The sequence below is a fragment of the Geodermatophilus sp. TF02-6 genome (assembly GCF_003319115.1).
In the GTDB taxonomy this organism is placed as follows: domain Bacteria; phylum Actinomycetota; class Actinomycetes; order Mycobacteriales; family Geodermatophilaceae; genus Geodermatophilus.
Window position 1 is genome coordinate 1 of the sequence record NZ_QOHF01000030.1, and the last position, 22211, is coordinate 22211.

General features: G+C 75.0%; 20 protein-coding genes and 1 tRNA gene. 14 read left to right on the forward strand and 7 right to left on the reverse strand.

Features of this window, described 5'->3' with window-relative positions; translation table 11 throughout:
• The 5 genes from DQ238_RS22935 to DQ238_RS20315 form a co-directional block, all read left to right on the forward strand.
• On the forward strand, window positions 1-305 hold a 305-nt coding region (locus DQ238_RS22935; protein ID WP_199506481.1), incomplete at its 5' end, for an HNH endonuclease signature motif containing protein.
• A gap of 253 nt (window positions 306-558) precedes the next feature.
• Complete coding sequence (gene eno / locus DQ238_RS20300; protein WP_113783066.1) at window positions 559-1839, forward strand: phosphopyruvate hydratase; 1281 nt, start codon at window positions 559-561, stop codon at window positions 1837-1839.
• A gap of 13 nt (window positions 1840-1852) precedes the next feature.
• Window positions 1853-2431, forward strand: a complete 579-nt coding sequence (locus DQ238_RS20305; RefSeq protein WP_113783067.1) for a septum formation initiator family protein — start codon at window positions 1853-1855, stop codon at window positions 2429-2431.
• On the forward strand, window positions 2428-2961 hold the full coding sequence (locus DQ238_RS20310; protein WP_199506482.1) for a DUF501 domain-containing protein: 534 nt from the start codon (window positions 2428-2430) through the stop codon (window positions 2959-2961). The genes DQ238_RS20305 and DQ238_RS20310 overlap by 4 nt, the downstream gene beginning before the upstream one ends.
• A complete protein-coding gene (locus tag DQ238_RS20315) occupies window positions 2958-3929 on the forward strand; it encodes a Ppx/GppA phosphatase family protein (RefSeq protein ID WP_113783068.1) in 972 nt (323 codons plus the stop codon). The genes DQ238_RS20310 and DQ238_RS20315 overlap by 4 nt, the downstream gene beginning before the upstream one ends.
• Before the next feature lie 17 nt (window positions 3930-3946).
• Here the strand turns inward: DQ238_RS20315 and DQ238_RS20320 are convergent, their stop codons facing one another.
• On the reverse strand, window positions 3947-4171 hold the full coding sequence (locus tag DQ238_RS20320; RefSeq protein WP_113783069.1) for a DUF4235 domain-containing protein: 225 nt from the start codon (window positions 4169-4171) through the stop codon (window positions 3947-3949).
• Window positions 4172-4314: 143 nt separating this feature from the next.
• Between DQ238_RS20320 and DQ238_RS20325 the strand changes: the two genes are divergently transcribed.
• From DQ238_RS20325 to DQ238_RS20345, 5 genes are all read left to right on the forward strand, one after another.
• The gene (locus DQ238_RS20325) at window positions 4315-5073 is read left to right on the forward strand and encodes a uracil-DNA glycosylase (RefSeq protein ID WP_113783105.1); all 759 of its coding nucleotides are present in this window, start codon (window positions 4315-4317) and stop codon (window positions 5071-5073) included.
• A gap of 9 nt (window positions 5074-5082) precedes the next feature.
• Window positions 5083-6465: an NAD(P)/FAD-dependent oxidoreductase gene (locus DQ238_RS20330; protein WP_113783070.1), complete on the forward strand. Its 1383-nt coding sequence runs from the start codon at window positions 5083-5085 to the stop codon at window positions 6463-6465.
• A 25-nt stretch (window positions 6466-6490) separates the two neighbouring features.
• Window positions 6491-6564 (forward strand) — tRNA-Leu (locus tag DQ238_RS20335).
• A gap of 117 nt (window positions 6565-6681) precedes the next feature.
• A complete protein-coding gene (locus DQ238_RS20340; RefSeq protein ID WP_113783071.1) occupies window positions 6682-8184 on the forward strand; it encodes a M20/M25/M40 family metallo-hydrolase in 1503 nt (500 codons plus the stop codon).
• Window positions 8185-8411: 227 nt separating this feature from the next.
• Complete coding sequence (locus DQ238_RS20345; protein WP_233496136.1) at window positions 8412-9278, forward strand: Bax inhibitor-1/YccA family protein; 867 nt, start codon at window positions 8412-8414, stop codon at window positions 9276-9278.
• A 79-nt stretch (window positions 9279-9357) separates the two neighbouring features.
• On the opposite strand, the gene DQ238_RS20350 is transcribed toward DQ238_RS20345, so the two are convergent.
• From DQ238_RS20350 to DQ238_RS20375, 6 genes are all read right to left on the reverse strand, one after another.
• Window positions 9358-10578 (reverse strand): acetyl-CoA C-acetyltransferase, encoded by a 1221-nt coding sequence (locus DQ238_RS20350; protein ID WP_113783072.1) that lies wholly within the window; start codon window positions 10576-10578, stop codon window positions 9358-9360.
• Between the two features lie 103 nt (window positions 10579-10681).
• Complete coding sequence (locus DQ238_RS20355; protein WP_113783073.1) at window positions 10682-11713, reverse strand: SGNH/GDSL hydrolase family protein; 1032 nt, start codon at window positions 11711-11713, stop codon at window positions 10682-10684.
• Window positions 11714-11820: 107 nt separating this feature from the next.
• Complete coding sequence (locus DQ238_RS20360) at window positions 11821-12639, reverse strand: alpha/beta fold hydrolase (RefSeq protein ID WP_113783074.1); 819 nt, start codon at window positions 12637-12639, stop codon at window positions 11821-11823.
• A gap of 30 nt (window positions 12640-12669) precedes the next feature.
• Window positions 12670-13122, reverse strand: coding sequence for a GNAT family N-acetyltransferase (locus tag DQ238_RS20365; RefSeq protein WP_233496137.1), 453 nt, complete (start codon window positions 13120-13122; stop codon window positions 12670-12672).
• A gap of 125 nt (window positions 13123-13247) precedes the next feature.
• Window positions 13248-15260 (reverse strand): VWA domain-containing protein, encoded by a 2013-nt coding sequence (locus DQ238_RS20370; RefSeq protein WP_113783075.1) that lies wholly within the window; start codon window positions 15258-15260, stop codon window positions 13248-13250.
• 2 nt (window positions 15261-15262) lie between these two features.
• On the reverse strand, window positions 15263-16717 hold the full coding sequence (locus tag DQ238_RS20375; protein WP_233496138.1) for a sigma 54-interacting transcriptional regulator: 1455 nt from the start codon (window positions 16715-16717) through the stop codon (window positions 15263-15265).
• Between the two features lie 72 nt (window positions 16718-16789).
• Here DQ238_RS20375 and ilvA point away from each other — a divergent pair, with 72 nt between their 5' ends.
• From ilvA to DQ238_RS20395, 4 genes are all read left to right on the forward strand, one after another.
• The gene (ilvA, locus tag DQ238_RS20380) at window positions 16790-18013 is read left to right on the forward strand and encodes a threonine ammonia-lyase (protein WP_233496139.1); all 1224 of its coding nucleotides are present in this window, start codon (window positions 16790-16792) and stop codon (window positions 18011-18013) included.
• A gap of 142 nt (window positions 18014-18155) precedes the next feature.
• Entirely contained in the window at window positions 18156-19250 is a 1095-nt protein-coding gene (locus DQ238_RS20385) for an ATP-binding cassette domain-containing protein (RefSeq protein WP_113783078.1), read from the forward strand.
• Complete coding sequence (locus DQ238_RS20390) at window positions 19247-20053, forward strand: ABC transporter permease (protein ID WP_113783079.1); 807 nt, start codon at window positions 19247-19249, stop codon at window positions 20051-20053. The genes DQ238_RS20385 and DQ238_RS20390 overlap by 4 nt, the downstream gene beginning before the upstream one ends.
• A gap of 54 nt (window positions 20054-20107) precedes the next feature.
• Entirely contained in the window at window positions 20108-22174 is a 2067-nt protein-coding gene (locus tag DQ238_RS20395) for a M3 family metallopeptidase (RefSeq protein WP_113783080.1), read from the forward strand.
• Window positions 22175-22211: the final 37 nt, after the last annotated feature.

Here is a 22211-nt window from a genome sequence, read left to right on the forward strand (position 1 = left end):
ACGATGCCGAGGCCGAGCTGGACCGGTTCGTGCGGTTGCGCGACAAGCGCTGCCGATTCCCGGGCTGCCGAGCCCGTGCCCGCACCTGCGATCTGGACCACCGCCGCAGATGGCCCGAGGGCCCGACCTCGCACGACAACCTGTGCGCCCTGTGTGAGCACCATCACCGGCTCAAGCACCAGGCACCGGGCTGGCGGTTCGACGCGGCCGACGACGGCGGCCTGGCGGTCACCCTGCCCAACGGCCAGGTGTTGGTCAGCCACCCGCCCCGGTTCGGCACCGACCTCGACCTCCCGCCGTATTGATGTCGGTGGGACGACGCCGTGTGCCCGAGCGGCCGACCCGGGGACGTCCGCCGGGATGACAGGCGGCTTGGCGCGCCACGACGCCGTACGGCTCCAGTGGACGTGCTGGGCGAGTCGACCAGCTCTGGGAGGGCCACGTGGACGTGTGGTCGGTCGTGGTCGGTGCCGTGCCCCGGCGGTGGCCCTCGGCCTCACCGGCGCTGTGAGGCGGCGGGTGCCCGCTGATCGACCGGTTGCTGGCTAGGCTCCTCGCGTGCCCAGCATCGACGCCGTAGGCGCGCGGGAGATCCTCGACTCGCGCGGAAACCCCACCGTGGAGGTCGAGGTCGCCCTCGACGACGGGACGCTGGCCCGGGCCGCGGTGCCCAGTGGCGCATCCACCGGTGCCTTCGAGGCCGTGGAGCTGCGCGACGGAGGTGAGCGCTACGGCGGCAAGGGGGTGAGACAGGCCGTCGACAACGTCCTCGACGTCATCGGCCCCGAGCTGGTCGGCTATGACGCCACCGAGCAGCGGATGGTCGACCAGCGGCTGCTCGACCTCGACGGGACGCCGAACAAGGCGCGCCTCGGCGCGAACGCCATCCTCGGCGTGAGCCTCGCCGTGGCCAAGGCCGCCGCGGAGTCGACCGGGCTGCCGCTGTTCCGCTACGTCGGCGGCCCCTCAGCCCACCTGCTGCCGGTGCCGATGATGAACATCCTCAACGGTGGCGCCCACGCCGACAGCAACGTCGACGTGCAGGAGTTCATGATCGCCCCGATCGGGGGTGCCACCTATGCCGAGGCGCTGGCCATGGGCGCGCAGACCTACCACGCGCTCAGGTCGGTGCTCAAGGGCCGCGGCCTGGCCACCGGCCTCGGCGACGAGGGCGGCTTCGCCCCCGACCTGCCCAGCAACCGTGACGCGCTCGACCTGATCGTCGAGGCCGTGGAGAAGGCCGGCTTCACCCCCGGGAGCGACATCGGGCTGGCGCTGGACGTCGCGGCCACCGAGTTCCACTCCGACGGCGGCTACGACTTCGAGGGCCAGACCCGGTCGGCCGAGTACCTCATCGACTACTACCGCGAGCTGGTCGACGCCTATCCGATCGTCTCGATCGAGGACCCGCTGTCCGAGGAGGACTGGGACAGCTGGGTCGCGCTGACCGCCGCCCTCGGCGACCGGGTGCAGATCGTGGGGGACGACCTGTTCGTCACCAACCCGGCCCGGCTGGCCGACGGCATCGCCCGCGGGGCGGCCAACGCGCTGTTGGTCAAGGTCAACCAGATCGGCACGCTCACCGAGACCCTCGACGCGGTGAGCCTGGCGCACCGCAACGCCTACCGCTGCATGATGAGCCACCGCTCCGGCGAGACCGAGGACACCACGATCGCCGACCTCGCCGTCGCGACCGACTGCGGGCAGATCAAGACCGGCGCCCCCGCGCGCAGCGAGCGGGTCGCGAAGTACAACCAGCTGCTGCGCATCGAGGAGGAGCTGGACGACGCCGCCCGCTACGCCGGTGCGGCCGCCTTCCCGCGGTTGAGCAGCCGATGAGGTCCTCCCGCCGATGAGCGGTGCGCCTGGCCGCCGGGGCGGGGCGGGAGCCGCGGCTCCGGGACGACGACGTCCCACCGGGCGGCCGCTGTCGCACGCGGCGTCCCGTCCGGTACCGGCCGGCTCCCGGGCGGGTGCGGGCAGCCGGCCGGAGCCGCGTCGCGGCGTCCGCCGCTCGGCCCGGACGTCGGCGTCCGCGGGCTCGCCGCGCCGGTCGCTGGCCACCGGCCGCGGAGTGCTGCTGGTCGGGCTGGTGCTGTTGCTGGCGTTGACCCTCGCCGGGCCGGTCCGCCAGTTCCTCGCCGGCCGGGCCGAGCTCACCCGGCTGGCCGCCGAGGGGACGGCGCTCGACCAGCGGATCGCGGACCTGCAGACGCAGCTGGAACGCCAGGCCGACCCGGCGTACACCACGCGGCAGGCCCGGGAGCGGCTGACCTACGTGCTGCCCGGCGACCGGCTGGTCGTCGTGGTGGACGGCGAGGCGGTCGAGGGGGACGCCGGCACGGTGCCCGAGCCGGCGCCGGCCCAGCTGCCCTGGTACGAGGCCCTGCTGCACTCGGTCGCGGTGGCCGACGGGGAGCCCGGCCGGTGACCGAGCTCGCCAGCGCACCCGGGGAGCGCAGCAGGGACCCGGTCACACCCGAGGAGCGCGACGTCGTGGCCCGCCAGCTCGCCCGCTCCCCGCGTGCCCTGCGCGCCGTGGCGCACCGCTGTCCCTGCGGGCAGCCGGACGTGGTCCAGACCTCGCCGCGGTTGGAGGACGGCACCCCGTTCCCCACGCTGTACTACCTGACCTGCCCCCGGGCGTCGGCCGCGGCCAGCCGGCTGGAGTCGGCCGGCCGGATGCGGGAGTGGCAGGCGCAGCTGGGCACCGACCCGGAGCTCGCCGCGCGCCACCGCGCCGCGCACGAGGCCTACCTGGCCGAGCGCGACGCCCTCGGGGTGCTGCCCACGTGCACCACCGCCGGCGGCATGCCCGACCGGGTCAAGTGCCTGCACGCGCTGGCCGCCCATGCGCTGGCCGCGGGCCCGGGGGTCAACCCGATCGGCGACCGCGCGGTCGCCGAGATGGGGCAGTGGTGGGCGAACGGCCCGTGCGCCCTGCCGGAGGAGACCGCATGACCCGCGTCGCGGCGATCGACTGCGGCACCAACTCCCTCCGCCTGCTCGTCGCCGACGTGCCCCCCGAGGGGCCGCACCACGACCTGCTGCGCCGGATGGAGGTCGTCCGGCTCGGCCAGGGCGTCGACGCCACCGGCCGGCTGGCGCCGGAAGCCGTCGAGCGCACCCGGGTGGTGCTGGCCCAGTACGCCGCGCAGGCCCGCGAGCTCGGCGCGACCGCGGTGCGGATGGTCGCCACCAGCGCCAGCCGGGACGCGGCCAACCGCACCGACTTCGAGGACGTGGTGCTGACCACCCTCGGCCAGCTGCCCGACGTCGTCCCCGGCGACGAGGAGGCGCAGCTGTCCTTCCTCGGGGCCACCGCCTCGCTGGACGCCGCGGTCGCCGCCCACGGCCGGCCCGCTCCGCGGCCGCCGTACCTGGTCGTCGACATCGGCGGCGGGTCGACCGAGTTCGTCCTCGGCGACGCCGGCGGGGTGCAGGCCGCGCGGTCGGTCGACGTCGGCTGCGTCCGGCTCACCGAGCGGCACCTGCACGGCGACCCGCCGACCCCCGACGAGATCGGCCGGGCCGAGGCCGACATCCGGGCGGCGCTGGCCGACGTGGTCGCCACCGTCCCGGTCGGCGAGGCGGCCACGCTGGTCGGGCTGGCCGGCTCGGTGACCACGGTCGCCGCGCTCGCCCTGGACCTGCCCGCCTACGACCCGGTCGCCATCCACGGCTCGCGCATCCCGGTCTCCGCCGTCCGCGCGGTGACGGCGGGCCTGCTCACCGCCACCCGGCAGCGGCGCGCGGCATACCCTGTGATGCACCCGGGGCGGGTCGACGTCATCGGCGCCGGCTCGCTCCTGCTGCGGGTGGTCATGGACGCCTTCGCCGTCGACGACGTCGTGGTCAGCGAGCACGACATCCTCGACGGCATCGCGCTGCGGCTGGCCCGCGGCCCGGTCCGGGAGGGCCCTCGGTGAGCTCCGGCGGCGGCCGGTCAGCGAGCGGTGGGCGGCCGCCGCGCCCGGGCGGCGACCAGCCGGCCGGCCGCGACGACGACCCCGGACACCGCGGCCCAGGCCAGGGCCGCACCCCAGCCGACACCCGGCGCGGCGGAGTCCTCCGGCGGCGGGGTGCCGCGGACGGCGAACCCGGTGGGGACGGCGGACCCGGTGCCCGGCCGCCTCCGGGCGGACGACCGCCGCCCGTCCCTCCTGGTCACTCCGCGATCATGCCGCCCCGCGCCGCACCTGCGCGCGGCCGGGTGGTCTGCTGGTGCCCGTGAAGGACCCCGCTGCCCCCGACCACCCGCAGGCTCGCGGTGGGCCCCCGCAGCGGGGCCGCCCCGGCGATGCGGCCGGCCCGGTGACCCGCAGCCCCGCCGGCGTCGTCCGCTCGGCCCGGGGCGCCCGCGACCTGGCCGTCCTCGACACCCGGATCTCCGGCTGTCGCGCCTGCCCGCGCCTGGTGGCCTGGCGCGAGCAGGTGGCCCGGGTGAAGCGGGCCTCCTTCCGCGACGAGGACTACTGGGGCCGGCCGGTGCCCGGGCTGGGACCGGCCGACGCCCGGATCGCCGTCGTCGGGCTGGCCCCGGCGGCGCACGGCGGCAACCGGACCGGGCGGGTGTTCACCGGCGACCGCAGCGGCGACTGGATCTTCGCGGCGCTGTGGCGGGCGGGGCTGGCCAACCAGCCGACGTCCACCTGCGTCGGCGACGGGCTGGAGCTCACCGACGTGCGGATCGCCGCGGCCGTGCGCTGCGCCCCGCCGGCCAACGCACCCACCCCGGAGGAGCGCGACACCTGCTCGCCCTGGCTGGCCCGGGAGCTGGCCCTGCTGCCGCGGCTGCGGGTCGCCGTGGTGCTCGGCGGGTTCGGCTGGACGGCGCTCCTGCCCGTGCTGGCCGAGGCCGGGTACGCGCTGCCCCGTCCCCGGCCGGCGTTCGGGCACGGGGTGGAGGTCACCCTCGAGGGCCCGCGGGGACCGCTGACCCTGCTGGGCAGCTACCACGTCAGCCAGCAGAACACCTTCACCGGCAGGCTGACCGAACCGATGCTGGACGCCGTGCTGTCCCGGGCCACCGAGCTGGCCGAGAGCGTGCCGCAACCGGCCTCCCGCCTCTAGGCTCCCCCCATGGCGCAGCGACCCGTGGTCCTGGTCGTCGGTGGCGGCTACGTCGGCCTCTACACCGCCCTGCGGTTGCAGAAGCGGCTCTCCCGCGGCAAGGCGGAAGTCGTCGTCGTCGACCCGCAGCCGCACATGACCTACCAGCCGTTCCTCCCCGAGGCGGCGGCCGGCTCGGTGGAGCCGCGGCACGTGGTGGTGCCGCTGCGCCGCACGCTGCGGCACTGCCGGGTCATCACCGGCGCGGTGACCTCGCTCGACCACGCCGAGCGGCGGGCCAGCATCACCCCGATCGAGGGCACGCCCTTCGAGCTCGTCTACGACGTGCTGGTGATGGCGGCCGGCTCGGTGGCCCGCACCCTGCCCATCCCGGGGCTGGCCGAGCACGGCGTCGGGTTCAAGAGCGTCGGCGAGGCCATCTACCTGCGCAACCACGTGCTCGGCCGGCTCGACGCGGCCAGCTCCACCGACGACCCGCGGGTGCGCCGCCGGGCGCTGACGTTCACCTTCGTCGGTGGCGGCTACGCCGGGGTCGAGGCGTTCGCCGAGCTCGAGGACATGGCCCGCTACGCGATCACCCGCTACTACCCGCGGCTGTCACCGGCCGACATGCGCTGGGTGCTGGTCGAGGCGATGGGGCGGATCCTCCCGGAGGTCGACCTCGACATGGCCGCGTGGACGGTCAGGGAGCTCACCGCGCGGGGCATGGACGTCCGGCTCAACACCCGGCTGGAGTCGGTGACCGACGGCTGCGTGGTGCGCCTGTCCGACGGCGAGGAGTTCGCCAGCGACACCCTCGTCTGGACGGCCGGCACCAAGCCCAACCCGGTGCTCGCGCAGACCGACCTGCCGCTGGACGAGCGCGGCCGGGTGGTCTGCGAGACGACCCTGCAGGTGCGGGGGGTGCCCGACGCCTGGTCGGCCGGCGACCTGGCCGCCGTCCCCGACCTCACCAAGGACAGCCCCGGCGCCACCACCGCGCCCAACGCGCAGCACGCCGTCCGCCAGGCCAAGCGGCTGGCCGACAACATCGTGCTGGCGCTCGACGGCGGGGAGCCGGAGCCCTACCACCACGCGTACGCCGGGTCGGTCGCCAGCCTCGGCCTGCACAAGGGCGTCGCCCAGGTCTACGGCGTCAAGCTCAAGGGCTGGCCGGCCTGGTTCATGCACCGCACCTACCACGTCAGCCGGGTGCCGACCTTCAACCGCAAGGCGCGCGTGGTCGCCGACTGGACGCTGGCCGCGGTGTTCCGCCGGGAGGTCATCTCGCTCGGTCAGCTGCAGGACCCGCGCCGCGAGTTCGTCCAGGCGGCGAACACCGGGCGGGCCGGTCAGCTGCCGCCGCCGGTCCGCGAGGACCGGGTCCGGTCGGGGTCAGCGCAGGCGAGCTGACCGGAGGGGTCAGCGTCCCGCGAGCGCCCCCGTAGCCCAACCGGCAGAGGCAGGCCCCTTAAAAGGGTCCGAGTGTGGGTTCGAACCCCACCGGGGGCACCGGACCCCTAGTGCTCTCGACCGTGCGAAGTCAAGAGTTGACCTCGGGTGGGTCTCTCGTGAGGGTCGGGGCGGTGTCCCGCCCCGGAGCACCCCGGATCCCGAAGGGGGAGTTGCATGACCGCAGGAAAGCCGTCCCGCCGACCCCGGCTCCTCGCCGCCTCGGCCGCCGGCGCCATGGCGCTGGCGGGCACCGTGGTCACGGCCCTGCCGGCGGCGGCCGCGCCGCCCGGCTGCGACCACCGCACGAACGACACCGTCACCAAGCTCCTGCGCTGCGTGGACGCCGACGGCGTCACCGAGCACCTCAAGGCCCTCCAGCAGATCGCCGACGCCAACGGCGGCACCCGCGCCTCGGGCACCCCGGGCTTCGACGCCTCGGCCGACTACGTGCAGCAGCGGCTGGAGGCGGCCGGGTACACGGTCACCCGGCAGTCGTTCGACTTCCCCTTCTTCCAGCTCACCAGCGACTCCTTCGGGATCACCGCGCCCACCGCGCGGCAGCTGACCAGCGGCACGGACTACGCGACCATGTCCTACTCCGGCTCGGGCACGGTGACCGAGGCCCCGGTCGTGCCGGTCGACGTGGTCCTGCCCCCGCCGGCCGACCCCGCCGCGATCACCAGCGGGTGCGAGACGTCGGACTTCGCCGGCTTCCCGGCCGGAGCGGTGGCGCTCGTGCAGCGCGGCACCTGCTCCTTCGCGGTCAAGGTGGCCAATGCCCAGGCCGCCGGCGCAGTGGCGGCGGTCGTCTTCAACAGCGGCCAGACCGACGTCGCCGGGGAGGACCGCACCGTGCTGCTGCAGGGCACCCTCGGCGAGCCCGGCGCCACCATCCCGGCCGTCGGGACCACGTTCGCCCTGGGCCAGGAGCTCAGCGCGCCCGGCACCCGGGTGAGCCTGTCGGTCGACGCGCTCAGCGAGGTGCGGCAGACCGCGAACGTGCTCGCCGAGCTGCCCGGCCGCACCGCCGAGGTCGTCCAGGTCGGGGCGCACCTCGACTCGGTGCCCGAGGGGCCGGGCATCAACGACAACGGCAGCGGCAGCGCGGCCGTCCTGGAGGTCGCCGAGGCCTTGGAGAAGGCGCAGCTGGAGCGCACCGTCCGCTTCTCCTGGTGGGGTGCGGAGGAGTCGGGGCTGCTCGGGTCCACCCACTACGTGGAGTCGCTGACGCCCGAGGAGGTCGGCCGGATCACGGCCTACCTGAACTTCGACATGGTCGCCTCGCCGAACTACGCCCGGTTCATCTACGACGGCGACGGCTCCACGTTCCCGGCCCCCGAGGGCTACGTGACCGACCGGTCCGCGGCGATCGAGACCCTGTTCGAGGAGTTCTACGACTCCCAGGGCCTGACCTACGAGGACACCGCCTTCGACGGCCGCAGCGACTACCAGGCGTTCTCCGGCGCCGGCGTCCCCTCGGGCGGGCTGTTCACCGGGGCCGAGGACGTCAAGACCCCCGAGCAGGCCGCCCGCTACGGCGGGACGGCGGGGGAGGCGTTCGACCCCTGCTACCACCAGGCGTGCGACGACATCGGCAACGTCGACAGCGAGGTGCTCGACCAGAACGTCGACGCCATCGGCTACGCCACGCTGACCCTGGCCGCCGCCGGGCAGTGAGCAGCCGGGACGGCGGGGCCCGCGGGGTGCCCGCCGGCCGACCCGGCGTCCGTCGCGGGGTCGATGGTCGCTGCCGCCGGCCCCGCGACGCGTCCGCACCACCCCTGCGGGGGTCTCCGCCGGCGTCCAGGAACGCCCGGGCCGCTCCAGGCGTTGACCGGGACGAGTGGGGTGCAGGACCGTAGACCCCACTGATCGACTCAGCACCGCTCGGTCACCTCGAGGAGATGACGATGCCCAGCCACAACCCGGTCTTCGGCCGGGGATTCGCGAACGCGGGCGCCGGCAACGGCCAGCAGCGCACCCCGTGGGGCGGCGCGCCGCAGTACGGCTACGGCGGCCCCCAGTACGGCGCGCCGCAGTACGGGACGCAGGACCCGTACGCCGCGCCGTCGCCGTACGCGCAGTCGCCGTACGCGCCGACGACGACCCGCTACATGACCATGGACGACGTCGTCCAGAAGACGGGCCTGTCGTTCCTGGTGACCGTCCTGGCCGCCGCCGCCGTCTGGGCGATGCCCGGTCAGGCCGCCTGGGGTCTGGCGCTGCCCGCCGTCCTGGTGGCCTTCGTGCTCGGCCTGGTGATCTCGTTCAAGCAGATCGCCAACCCGGTGGCCACGCTGGCCTACGGCGCCCTCTACGGTGTCGCGCTCGGCGCCATCAGCGAGGCGTTCAACAGCGTCTACCCCGGCATCGTGGTGCAGGCGCTGATCGGCACGTTCGGCGTCTTCGCCGGCATGCTGGTCGTCTACAAGACCGGCGCCATCCGGGTCACCCCGAAGCTGACCCGCTGGGTCATCGGCGTGATGTTCGGCGCGCTCGCCCTGCTGCTGGTCAACTTCCTGGTCGGCATCTTCGCAGGCGGTGACCCGCTGGGCCTGCGCTCCGGTGGTCCGGTCGCGATCGGCTTCAGCCTGCTGATGATCGGCGTGGCGGCCTTCTCGCTGCTGCTCGACTTCGACATGGCCGACGAGGCGATCCGCCGCGGCGCCCCGGCGAAGTTCGCTTGGTACATCGCCTTCGGTCTGCTCGTGACCGTCGTCTGGCTGTACCTGGAGATCCTGCGGCTGCTGTCCTACTTCCAGGACAACTGAGGCAGCACGTACCGCGTGGCAGTGGCCCGGTCCCCGTGGGGGCCGGGCCACTGGCCTGTCCGGGCGGGAGCCGGGGGCGTCAGGACAGGCGCTCCAGGACCATCGCCATGCCCATCCCGCCGCCGACGCACATCGTCTCCAGGCCGAAGGTGGCGTCCCGGGTCTGCAGGCCGTTGAGCAGTGTCCCGGTGATGCGGGCGCCGGTCATGCCGAAGGGGTGGCCGACCGCGATCGCCCCGCCGTGCACGTTGAGCCGGTCGATGTCGATGCCCAGGTCGCGGTAGCTGGGGATGACCTGCGCGGCGAAGGCCTCGTTGATCTCGACCAGGTCGATGTCGCCGATGCTCATCCCGGCCCGCTGTAGCGCGAGCTTGGAGGCCTCCACCGGGCCGTAGCCCATGATCTCCGGCGACAGGCCGGTGACCGCGGTGGAGACGATGCGGGCCAGCGGGGTCAGCCCCAGGTCGCGGGCCTTGGTGTCGCTCATGACCACGACCGCGGCGGCGCCGTCGTTGAGCGGGCAGGCGTTGCCGGCGGTGACCCGGCCGTCGGGGCGGAACACCGGCTTGAGGGCGGAGATGCCCTCCATCGTGGTGCCCGGCCGCGGGCCGTCGTCCGTGCTGACCACGGTGCCGTCGGGCGTGGTGACCGGGGTGATCTCCCGCGCCCAGAAGCCGTCGGCGATGGCCTGCTCGGCCAGGTTCTGGCTGCGGACGGCGAACTCGTCCATCTCCTGCCGCGAGACGTCCTTGAGCAGCGCCAGGTTCTCGGCGGTCTGCCCCATCGCGATGTAGATGTCGGGGACCTCGCCGGCCTCGCGCGGGTCGGTCCAGGTGTCCGCGCCGCTCTCGGCGGTCTTGGCCACCCGGGCCTGAGCGTCGGCGAACACCGGGTTCTGGGTGTCGGGGTGGGAGTCGCTGTTGCCCTTCACGAACCGGGACACCATCTCCACGCCGGCGGAGACGAACACGTCGCCCTCGCCGGCCTTGATCGCGTGCATGGCCATGCGGGTGGTCTGCAGCGAGGAGGAGCAGTAGCGGGTGACCGTCGTCCCGGGCAGGTGGTCGAAGCCGAGCAGGACGCTGACCACCCGGCCCATGTTGTAGCCCTGCTCGCCGCCGGGCAGGCCGCAGCCGAGGATCAGGTCGTCGATGTCGGTCGGGTCGAGCGCGGGCACCTCGTCCAGTGCCGCGCGGACGATGGTGGCGGTGAGGTCGTCGGGGCGCAGGTCCTTCAGCGAGCCCTTGAACGCGCGGCCGATGGGCGAGCGCGCGGTCGCGACGATGACGGCTTCGGGCATGGGTCCTCCACGATGAGGGGATCCGACGACGGTTCGCCGGACGTCGGGTCACCCCCGAACCTACTCCCCGGTAACGCGGGTGGGGCCCAGGCGCCGCGGACCGTCAGCCGACGGGTTCGGAGGCGGCCCGTTCGGCCTGGTCGGGGGTCGGGATGTCCGGGGGACGGCGCCGGCGCAGCCGCGCCCACGGGCCCCGGGGACCGGTCTCCGAGCCGCGCACCTCGGTCGCCTGGACCTCGGTACCGGTCCGGCCGGCGGCCTGCGCGGCGGCCCGGGCGACCGGGCGGACCGTGTCGCGCCGCAGGTTGCGCAGCCCCCGGTCGGCGGCGGCCGGCCACACGCCGATCGCGTCGGCGATCGAGGGCAGCAGGACGGCGGCCGCCGCGGCGTACCCGGCCGCGCTCGGGTGGAACTCGTCGACGCTGAACAGGCCCCGGTCCTCGGCGAAGGTGGGCCCGAGGACCGAGCCGAGCGACACGGTGCGCCCGCCGGCCTCGACGACCGCGATCGTCTGGGCCGCGGCCAGCTGCCGGCTCCAGCGGCGGGCCAGCCAGCGCAGCGGCCGGCCGATCGGGCGGACGGTGCCCAGGTCGGGGCAGGTGCCGACGACGACCTGCGTCCCGGCCTCCACCAGCCGGCGGACGGCGTCGCGCAGGTGGCGCACCGAGGTCGCGGGGCGGGTCCGGCTGGTGACGTCGTTGGCGCCGATCATGATCAACGCGATGTCCGGGCGCTCGCGCAGCGCCTGGTCCACCTGCCTGTCGAGCTCCCGCGACTGGGCGCCGGAGACCGCGAGCCGCACCAGCCGCACCGGCCGCTCCGCCAGCTCGGCCAGCGCCGCGGCGAGCAGCACGCCCGGTGTCTGCGCGGCGCGCTCGACGCCGAGGCCGACCGCGGTGGAGTCGCCGAGGACCGCGAAGCGGATCGGCGTGCTGCGCCCCTTCTTCGACGACTGGCCGTACACGCCGTCGCCGGAGGGAGGAACGGCCTCGACGGTGCGCGACTCCACCCGTCGCCGGGCCGAGCGCGCCTGCTGGCGGAGCAGGGTGACCATGCCGGCCCCGGCCAGGCCCAGCCCGCCGCCGCCGTAGGCGGCCCCCGCGGCCAGCCGCCACGCCCTCCTCGCTCGAGTCACCGCCGCCCGCGTCTCCTTCAGCCGAGAGGACCTGCTGTCCAGGAGGCTAGTCGGCGCCTGGCGTCGTCCCGTGACGGAATCCCTCGCACGGGGTCCCCCCGCACGGGTCAGCTGCGCCCACCCGCCGCCGCGGACGGACCGTCAGCCTCCAGGTACCCGGCGAGGCGGGCGGCGAGGTCGGCTGCCCGCCAGCGGTGGTCGCCGCCAGGCACCTCGGCCCGCTCGGCACGGGGCAGGGCCCGGACGATCGAGTCGGCGGCGTCGACCATGAACGGGAAGGCCGACCTCCCCAGCAGCACCGCGGTCGGCGCGGTGACCGGCGCCCACAGCTGCGCCCGCGGCGCCGACTGGGTCCAGGCCAGCGCCTCGGCGTCGGCCTCGAGGGCCGGGGCCATCCGCTCGAACAGCGGCCACTGCGGGCCGGTGCGCATCGCCTCGAACCACTCCGGCGGCATGCCCTCCATGTACAGCTGCCACGTGCCCTCCCGGTCGCCGGCGGCCACCCGCTCCCGGACGGCGGCCAGGTACTCCGCGCCGTCGGTGCCGCTCTCCTCGCCGAGGGGGACCTCCCACAGCAGGAGCCGCTGCACGCCGGGTAGCTCGGCGGCCGCGGCGAGGGCGATCGCACCACCCGACGAACTGCCGTAGAGCCACGCCCGCCCGCCGACGAGGTCGAGCAGCGCCCGGACGGCGGCCACCTCCCCGGCCAGCGTGAACGGCGGCTCACCGCCGCTGTCGCCGCGACCGGGGCGGTCGTGGTGGACGACGTCGAAGCCGCGGCCGGCCAGCTCGGTCACCAGCTCCCGGGTGTCGGGGTCGACCGCCCGGAACTGACCCGCCCCGCCGATCAGCACCAGCGGCTGGCCGCTGCCCTCCCGGTCGTAGGCGATGCGGATCCCGCTGCGCGTCTGCACGTACTGCGTCATGCACGGTCAGACCCCACCCGGCGGCCGGACTCAGCGCCCGGGCAGCTCCACCAGCATGCCGAGGTGCGGACCGATCCCCGGCTTGTCGTAGGGGCCGGTGACCACGGTGAACCCCGTCCGCTCGTAGAAGCCGACGGCGACCTCGCGGGCGTCGCACCACACGAGGTCCCCGCCGCGGGCGGCGACCAGCGCCAGCCCGGCGTCGACCAGGGCCCGGCCGGCGCCGGTGCCCCGCGCCGCCGGGTCGGTCGCCATCCCGCGCAGCTGCCAGGGGGCGCGGGCGGCGTGCCACGGGCACGGCGCCGGGGCCAGGCGGACCACCCCGACGACCGCGCCGTCCGGGGTGCGGGCGGCGAGGTGCACGGTCGCGGGGTCGTCGTCGCCGGCCATGCCCGCCGGCCCGCCGCCGCGCAGGACCGCGCTGCGCAGCGGCAGGACGACGCCGACCGGCACCTCCTCGACGGTCAGCGCGGTGCTGCTCACCCCGCCCAGTCTCCCCGACCCGCCCCCGGCAGACGCCGGAGGTGGCCCCGTCCCGGCCCTCCGCAGGGTCCCCGGCCCCCTCCTGGTGTGCCCCGAGCTCGCGAGGGCTCGAGGAGCGGGCCGCTTCAGCGGGCGCGTCGTCCCCTACGGGTGCGGAGGTAGTCGGCGACCACGTACTCGCCGAGCCGCTCGCTGTCCGGGGTGAACACCCGGCCCCCGGCGCGCTGGGTGATGTCGTGGACGAAGTGCACCAGCCCCGGCTCGGGGTCGAGCGCGAAGACGTTCAGGATCGCGCCGGAGCGGGCCACCCGCTCCACCTCGGCGACGGTGCGGGTGATCGTCTCGGGCATCGGCGGCCAGCAGAAGAACGGCGTCCCGTCGTCCTCCAGGTGCGCGGTGGGCTCGCCGTCGGTGACCACCAGGACCACCGGCTCGGCGTCCTTGTGCCGGGCGAGGAACCGGCGGGCCAGGATCAGCCCGTGCTGCAGGTTGGTGCCCTGCAGCGTGTCCACCGACAGCTCGGCGAGGGTCTCCGGCCGCAGCACCTGCGCGGTGGAGGAGAAGCCGATGATCTGGATCGCGTCCTGCGGGAAGCGGGTGGTCACCAGCGAGTGCAGCGCCATCGCCGTCGACTTGGCCGCGCCCCAGGTGCCGCGCAGCGCCATCGAGTAGGAGAGGTCGACCAGCAGCGCGACCGCGGCGCCGGTGCGCCGCTCGGTCTCCACGACCTCGAAGTCCTCGACGGCGATGCGCACGGCCCGGTCGTGCTCGTGCGCTGGGGCGGTGGGGTGGGCCCGACGACGCGGCTCGTGCGCGGTGCGCAGGACGGCGTTCCTCACCGTCCGGACGACGTCCAGCGGCTGCTCGTCGCCGAACCGCCACTCCCGGGAGCTGCCGGTCAGCTCGCCGGCGGCCCCGGCGTCGGCCACGTCGTGCTCGCCGCGGCCGGTGGCGTCGAGCTTGGCGAACACGCGGCGCAGCGCGGTCGCCCCGAGCCGGCGGACCGCCTTGGGGGAGAGCTCCAGCTTGCCGTCGGAGCGGTTGAGGTAGCCCTGCCGCTCCAGCTCGCGCTCCAGCTGGCGCAGCGCGGCGAGGTCGTCGACGGCGGGGCGGCCCAGCGCCCGCTCGAGCAGCTCCTCGTCGACGTCGGCCAGCGAGGCGCCGGCGTAGCCCTGGGACAGCTGGTTGGACAGCGCCTCCAGGTCGGCGAGCTCGGCGACGGCGGACGTCGCGTCGCCCAGGCCGAGCCCCTGCTCACCGTCGGGCACCTGCCCGCGCTGCCCCCACGGCAGGTCGGGCCGGGCCTGGCGCAGGGCGTCCTGCAGGTGCGCCATCTCGCTGGCCAGGCCCATGTCGGCCATGGCCTGCGCCATGAGGTCGGCCAGCTCGGCCCGCTGCTCGGGGGAGAGGCCGGCCATCATCCGCTCCTGCGCGGCGGCGCGGCGGGCCAGGGAGTCGATCAGCTCCTCGACCGACTGCGGGTCGTCCGGGAAGAACTGGCCGTGCTGCTCCATGAACTGCCGGAACTGCTCGTCGGTGTCCTCACCGCGGTTGTGCGCGTCGATGAGCGCCGAGAGGTCGGCGACCATGTCCTTGACCGCCTGCAGATCGCCCTCGGAGGCGTTCTGCAGCGCCTGCTTCATCGAGGCGAAGGAGCTGTCGAGCACCTCGCGGCGCAGCAGGTCCTGGATCTGCTCGTAGGCAGCCCGGCCTTCCGCGGAGCGCCAGTCGTAGTCCTTCAGCGCCCGGACGGCGCCCGCGGTGTCCTCCGGCAGCGCGTCGAGCTCGGCCTCCGCCAGGCGCGCCGCGTCGTCCGGGTCGGGGAAGAGCTCCCGCCGCTCGGCCTGCACGGCCTGGTCGAGCAGCTCGCGGACCTCCTGCAGCGTGCCGTCCATCCGTCCGGCCTGGCGCGCCTGCCGCAGCCGCTCGCGCACCGACCGGCGCAGCTCGTCCAGGCCGCGGCGGCCGTCCATGCCGCGGCGCAGCAGCTCGCGCATCGCCTCGCGCACGCCGCTGCCGCCGAGCACGGAGTCGCCGATCTCGTCGACGGCGCTGCCCAGGTCGTAGGGCGGGGCCAGCGGGTCGGGCCCACCGTGCCACCGCGAGTACCGGTGGCCGCGGCCTCTCCTGGACACCACGGTCAGGCCCCGTAGACGGTGCGCTGGCCGTCGGTGTCCTTGGCCAGCCGGCGGGTGAGGTAGAGCCCCTCCAGGGCGAACTCCACCGCGGCGGCGGCCTGCTCGGCCGACTGCTCGCCCTCCGGCACGCCGAGGCGGCCCAGGAGCTCGGCCAGCCGCGGGATGGTGCCCAGCTGGCCGAGCAGCGCCGCCCCCGGCACCAGCTCGCCGGACTCGACGGTCTCCCCGCCGGTGAAGTGCTCCTGCAGCCCGGTGAGGTCCAGCCCGGCGCAGCGGGCGCGGAAGGTCTGCGCCGTGGCCTGGCGCAGCAGGTGCTCGAGGATCTCCAGCTCCCGCTCGTCGTCGGGGTCGCTGCCTGCGTCGGCGAACTCGACCTTGCCGCGGCTGGCCGGGACGACGCTGGGCAGGTCGACCACCCGCGCGACCGGCCGGGTCTCCCCGGCGACGGCGGCCCGGCGGACGGCGGAGGCGGCGACGGTCTCCAGCCCGGCGATGGCGAAGCGGGCGCTGACGCCGGAGCGCTGGTCGACGTGGCTGGACTCGCGCACCAGCCGGGTGAACCGGGCGACGATCTCGGCCAGGTGCTCGGGGATCAGCGGCTGGCCCAGGGCGCCGTCCCCCAGCCAACCGGTGTGCGCCTCCTGGTGCAGCAGCCGGATCTCGTCGGCCAGCTCGATCGGGTAGTGGGTGCGCACCTCGGCGCCGAAGCGGTCCTTGAGCGGGGTGATGATCCGGCCGCGGTTGGTGTAGTCCTCGGGGTTGGCGCTGGCCACCAGCAGCAGGTCCAGCGGCAGCCGCACCCGGTACCCGCGGATCTGGATGTCGCGCTCCTCGAGCACGTTGAGCAGCGCGACCTGGATGCGCTCGGCGAGGTCGGGCAGCTCGTTGACGCTGAAGACGCCGCGGTTGGTGCGCGGCACCAGGCCGTAGTGGACGGTCTCCGGGTCGCCGAGGGTGCGGCCTTCGGCGACCTTGATCGGGTCGACGTCGCCGATCAGGTCGCCGACGCTGGTGTCCGGGGTGGCCAGCTTCTCGCCGAACCGGTCGCCGCGGTGCAGCCAGCCGACCGGGGTCGCGTCGCCGAACTCGGCGATCTGCCGGTGCGCCCACACGCTGATCGGGTGCAGCGGGTGCTCGTTGAGCTCGCTGCCGGCCAGCACCGGCGTCCACTCGTCGAGCAGGCCGACCAGCGTGCGGATCAGCCGGGTCTTGCCCTGGCCGCGCTCGCCGAGCAGGACCAGGTCGTGCCCGGCGATCAGGGCGCGCTCGACCTCGGGGACCACGGTGTCCTCGAAGCCCACGATGCCGGGCAGGCTGGGCTCGCCGGCGGCCAGGCGGGCGAGCAGGTTGGCGCGGATCTCGGCCTTGACCGGCCGGAAGGTGGCCCCGCTGGCGCGGAGCTCGCCCAGGGTCGTGGGGGCGGGGGGAGCGGAGGCAGGAGCGCCGGGGTCCGTCACCCCAGCCACGGTACGACGCCCACCTGCGTCCGGTCACTGCCCCGGCCCCCGCTGCCTGCGAGGATCGGAAGCGTGTCCGCTCGTGAGGTGTCCCTCGTCAGCGGTGCGGACGTCGAGGCCGCGGCCGCGCTGCTCGACGGCGTCGTCCGCCGCACCCCGCTGGAGCACTCCCGCGCGCTGGCCGAGCAGGTGGGCGGGCCGGTGTGGCTCAAGTGCGAGAACCTGCAGCGCACCGGCTCGTTCAAGATCCGCGGCGCGTACACCCGGCTGGCCCGGCTGACCGGCGAGGAGCGGGCCCGCGGCGTCGTCGCGGCGAGCGCCGGCAACCACGCGCAGGGCGTCGCGCTGGCCGCGCGGATGCTGGGCATCCGGGCGACGGTGTTCATGCCCGAGACCGCGCCGCTGCCCAAGGTGGCGGCCACCCGCGGCTACGGCGCGGACGCCCGGCTGGTGGGGCACACGCTCACCGAGGCCCTCGCCGCGGCCGTCGAGCACGCCGAGCGCACCGGCGCGGTGTTCATCCACCCGTTCGACCACCTCGACGTGATCGCCGGGCAGGGCACCGTCGGGCTCGAGGTGCTCGACCAGTGCCCCGACGTGGCCACCGTCGTCGTCTGCACCGGCGGAGGCGGGCTGGTCTCCGGGGTCGCCGCGGCGGTGAAGACCCGCCGTCCGGAGGTGCGGGTGGTCGCCGTGCAGGCCGCGGCCGCCGCCGCGTTCCCCGGGTCGCTGGCCGCCGGCCGCCCGGTGGCGCTGGAGGGCATGGCGACGATGGCCGACGGCATCGCCGTCGGCGCGCCCGGCGAGCTGACCCTCGCGCACGTCCGCGACCTGGTCGACGAGGTGCGCACGGTCAGCGAGGAGGACCTCTCGCAGGCCCTGCTGTTCTGCCTGGAGCGGGCCAAGCTCGTCGTCGAGCCGGCCGGGGCAGCGGCGGTCGCGGCCGTGCTGGCCGACCCGGGGGCCTTCGCGCCGCCGGTGGTGGCGGTCGTCTCCGGCGGCAACATCGACCCGGTCCTGATGCTCAAGGTGGTCCAGCACGGCATGGCCGCGGCCGGTCGCTACCTGCGGCTGCGGCTGCGGGTGCCCGACCGGCCCGGGTCGCTGGCGGCGGTGCTCACCGAGCTGGCCGACGTCGGGGCCAACGTGCTGGAGGTCGAGCACGAGCGGACGGCGACCCGGCTGGACCTCGGCGAGGTGGAGGTCTTCGTCGTCCTGGAGACCCGCGGACCCGAGCACGCCGAGGAGGTGCTGGCCCGGCTGGCCCGGGCCGGGTACGCGGTGGACGCGGGCTGAAGAAGGACCCCCTCCTCCCCACCCCTCGCAGACTCGGGGCGGGACCCGGGAGGGGGCCGGTGGATCAGCCGGGAGCGAACGCGGCCCGTGGAGGCCGAAAAGCAGTCGGGAAGTGTCGGCACCGGCGCCTAGTTTCCCTGTCATGACCGACGCGATCGTCGTCGAGGGGCTCGTGAAGCGCTTCGGCGGCACCACCGCCCTCGACGGGGTGGACCTGACCGTGGCCGAGGGCTCCGTCCTCGGGCTGCTCGGCCCCAACGGCGCGGGCAAGACGACGGTGGTGCGCATCCTCACCACCCTGTTGCGCGCCGACGCGGGGCGGGCGGAGGTGGTGGGCCTCGACGTGGTGCGCGACGCGGACGCGGTGCGGGCGTCGATCGGTCTGACCGGCCAGTACGCCGCCGTCGACGAGTACCTCACCGGCGCCGAGAACCTGGAGATGGTCGGCCGGCTCTACCGGCTGGGCCGCCGGGAGGCGCGGGCGCGGGCCGGGCAGCTGCTGGAGCGCTTCGACCTGACCGGCGCGGCCGACCGGCCGGCCAAGACCTACTCCGGCGGCATGCGCCGGCGACTCGACATCGCCGCCTCGCTGATCGCGCGGCCGCGGGTGCTCTTCCTCGACGAGCCGACCACCGGACTCGACCCGCGCAGCCGGCTGGGGATGTGGGACTTCATCGCCGACCTCGCCGACGGCGGGACGACGATCCTGCTCACCACCCAGTACCTGGAGGAGGCCGACCGGCTGGCCGACCGGATGGTGGTCATCGACCGGGGGAGGGTCATCGCCCGCGGCACCGCCGACGAGCTCAAGGCCCAGGTCGGCGGCCAGCGGCTGGAGCTGACCGCCACCCGCGGCGAGGTGCTGCCCGCGATCGCCGAGCGGCTGCGGCCGCTGGCGGTCGAGGAGCCGCACGTCGACGAGCAGGCCCGGCGGCTGAGCCTGCCGGTGAGCGGGGGCGTGGAGGTGCTGGCCGAGGCGCTGCGCCGGCTGGACGGCCACATCGCCGACGTCTTCGACATGGGGCTGCGCCGCCCCGACCTCGACGACGTGTTCCTGACCCTCACCGGCCACGCCGCCGACGACGGTGCCACCGACAGCGGTGCCACCGACAGCGGTGCCACCGACAGCGGTGCCACCGACAGCGGTGCCACCGACGGCGGGGGCACCGAGGACGCGGCGACCACGAGCCGCGACACGCCACCGGCCGAGCCGGTCCCCACCGGAGGTGCCCGATGAGCTCGTTGGCCGCCACGCTGTCCGACAGCGTGGTCATCACCAAGCGCAACCTCATCAAGGTCAAGCGCGTACCCGACCTGATCGTCTTCGCGACCCTGTCGCCGATCATGTTCGTGCTGCTGTTCCGCTACGTCTTCGGCGGCGCGATCCTGCTGCCCGACGGCATCAGCTACGCGGAGTTCCTGCTGCCCGGGATCTTCGCGCAGACGGTCGTCTTCGGGAGCACGATCACCGGCGCCAGCCTCGCCGACGACCTGCAGAAGGGGCTGATCGACCGGTTCCGGTCGCTACCGATGTCCCGCTCGGCGGTGCTGGTCGGGCGGACCCTGGCCGACCTCGGGCTCAACGTCATCTCCGTCGTGGTGATGGCGCTGACCGGCCTGGTCGTCGGCTGGCGGATCCACTCGTCGGTCGGCGAGGCGGTCGGCGGGTTCCTCGTGCTGTTGCTGTTCGCCTTCTCGTTCTCCTGGCTGATGGCGATGGTCGGGCTGCTGGTGCGCACTCCAGAGGTGGTCAACAACGCCAGCTTCATCGTGATCTTCCCGCTGACCTTCGTGGCCAACACGTTCGTCCCGCTGGAGACGTTCCCGACGGTGTTGCGGGTCTTCGCGGAGTGGAACCCGGTGTCCGCGGTGGTGCAGGCTGCCCGTGAGCTGTTCGGCAACACCGTGCCCGGCGCCCCGGTCGCCGACGTGTGGTCGCTGCAGCACCCGGTGCTCTACTCGGTGATCTGGACGGCGGTCATCCTGGTGGTGTTCGTGCCGCTGGCGGTGCGGCTCTACCAGCGCACGGCCACGCGGTGAGCGCGTGACACCGCGGTCCGGCAGGACCGCGGTGTCACGGCAGGATGGACGGCGATGAGCACCGTCCCCACCGCCCCGTCCGCCGACAACCCGCTGCTCGCGCCGTCCCCGCTGCCGTTGCAGCTGCCGCCCTTCGCGGCCATCACCGTCGAGCACTGCCGCGAAGCGCTGATCGCCGGGATGGCCGAGCAGCGGGCCGAGGTCGCCGCGATCGTCGGATCGGACGAGTCGCCGACCTTCGAGAACACCGTCGTCGCCCTGGAGCGCTCGGGCCGGCTGTACCGCCGGGCCGCCGCGGTGTTCCACAACCTCGCCTCCTCGGTGGCCACCGACCGGCTCCGGGAGGTCGAGCGGGAGCTGGCACCGCTGGAGGCGGCCCACGCCGACGCGCTGCGGCTGGACCCGGCCCTGCTCGCCCGCATCGACGCCGTCCACGCGGCCCGACACGACGTCGGCCTCGACGCCGAGGCGGTGCGGCTGGTGGAGCGCTACCACCTCGACTTCGTCCTCTCCGGTGCGCGGCTCGACGACGCCGGCCGCGCCCGCCTGACCGAGCTGAACCGGGAGCTCGCGGAGCTGTCGACGACGTTCGGGCAGAACCTGCAGCTGGCCACCGAGGCCGCGGCGGTCGTCGTCTCCGACCCCGCCGCGCTCGACGGGCTCGGCGCGCAGGAGGTCGCCGCGGCGGCCGGGGTGGCCGCCGACCGCGGGGTCGACGGCTACCTGATCCCGCTGCTGTTGCCCACCGGCCAGCCGGTGCTGGCCAAGCTGCGCGACCGCGACCTGCGCCGCCGGGTGTTCGAGGCCTCGGTCACCCGCGCGTCGGCCGGCGCGCACGACAACGGCCCGGTCGCCGTCCGCATCGCCCGGCTGCGCGCCGAGCGTGCCCGGCTGCTCGGTTTCGCCACCCACGCCGACCTGGTGGTCGCCGACCAGACCGCGGGCAGCACCGAGGCGGTCGACGCGATGCTCGCCTCGATGGTCGGACCGTCCCTGGCCAACGCGCAGGCCGAGGCGGCCGCGCTCGCCGAGGTCGCCGCGCGGGACGGCGTCACCGACCTCGCCCCCTGGGACTGGGCCTTCTACAGCGAACGGGTGCGCGCCGAGCGGTACTCGGTCGACGCCACGGCGCTGCGGCCGTGGTTCGAGCTGGACCGGGTGCTGGTCCACGGCGTCTTCGCCGCCGCGGAGCGGCTCTACGGGTACCGGTTCACCCCGCGGCCGGACCTCGTCGGCTACCACCCCGACGTGCGGGTCTGGGAGGTCACCGGCGCGGCGGGGGAGACGATCGGGCTCTACCTCGGCGACTACGTCGCGCGGGAGGGCAAGCGCGGCGGGGCGTGGATGAGCTCGTTCGTCACCCAGTCCCGGCTGCTGGGCACCCGGCCGGTGGTGGTGAACGACCTCAACGTCACCCGCGGCGCCGACGGGCAACCCACGCTGCTCACCCTCGACGAGGTCAACACGCTGTTCCACGAGTTCGGTCACGCCCTGCACGGGCTCGCCTCGGCGGTCACCTACCCGCGGTTCGCCGGCACCGCCGTCCCGCGGGACTTCGTCGAGTACCCGAGCCAGGTCAACGAGATGTGGGCGCTGCAGCCGGAGGTGCTGGCCGGCTACGCCCGCCACGTCGACACCGGCGAGCCGCTGCCGGCCGCCGTCGTCGAGGCGATCGAGGCCGCCCGGCTGTGGGGCGAGGGGTTCGCCACGCTGGAGTACCTGGCGGCCACCCTGCTCGACCAGGCCTGGCACCGGATCACCCCGGACACCGAGATCGGCGACCCGGTCGAGTTCGAGCGGGCCGCCCTGGAGGCCGCCGGCGTCGCCTACGACCTGGTGCCGCCGCGCTACCGGACGACGTACTTCCAGCACGTCTTCGCCGGGGGCTACGCGGCCGGCTACTACTCCTACATCTGGTCGGAGGTGCTCGACGCCGACACCGAGCAGTGGTTCGAGGAGAACGGCGGCCTGCGCCGGGAGAACGGCGACGTCTTCCGGGAGCGGCTGCTGTCGGTCGGCGGGTCGGTCGACCCGCTGGCGGCCTTCCGCGCCGTCCGCGGCCGGGACGCCGACCCCACGCCGCTGCTGCGGAGGCGAGGATTGCTGCCCAGCTCACCGTGATCATCGGCGGGTGGCTGCCTGACCCGCCGAGAGGAGC

Coding starts and splice junctions, on each gene's coding strand:
- DQ238_RS20305 (WP_113783067.1), top strand. CDS start 1,853: ATGAGCGGTGCGCCTGGCCGCCGGGGCGGGGCGGGAGCCGCGGCTCCG.
- DQ238_RS20315 (WP_113783068.1), top strand. CDS start 2,958: ATGACCCGCGTCGCGGCGATCGACTGCGGCACCAACTCCCTCCGCCTG.
- DQ238_RS20330 (WP_113783070.1), top strand. CDS start 5,083: ATGGCGCAGCGACCCGTGGTCCTGGTCGTCGGTGGCGGCTACGTCGGC.
- DQ238_RS20340 (WP_113783071.1), top strand. CDS start 6,682: ATGACCGCAGGAAAGCCGTCCCGCCGACCCCGGCTCCTCGCCGCCTCG.
- DQ238_RS20345 (WP_233496136.1), top strand. CDS start 8,412: ATGACGATGCCCAGCCACAACCCGGTCTTCGGCCGGGGATTCGCGAAC.
- DQ238_RS20350 (WP_113783072.1), bottom strand. CDS start 10,578: ATGCCCGAAGCCGTCATCGTCGCGACCGCGCGCTCGCCCATCGGCCGC.
- DQ238_RS20360 (WP_113783074.1), bottom strand. CDS start 12,639: ATGACGCAGTACGTGCAGACGCGCAGCGGGATCCGCATCGCCTACGAC.
- DQ238_RS20385 (WP_113783078.1), top strand. CDS start 18,156: ATGACCGACGCGATCGTCGTCGAGGGGCTCGTGAAGCGCTTCGGCGGC.
- DQ238_RS20390 (WP_113783079.1), top strand. CDS start 19,247: ATGAGCTCGTTGGCCGCCACGCTGTCCGACAGCGTGGTCATCACCAAG.
- DQ238_RS20395 (WP_113783080.1), top strand. CDS start 20,108: ATGAGCACCGTCCCCACCGCCCCGTCCGCCGACAACCCGCTGCTCGCG.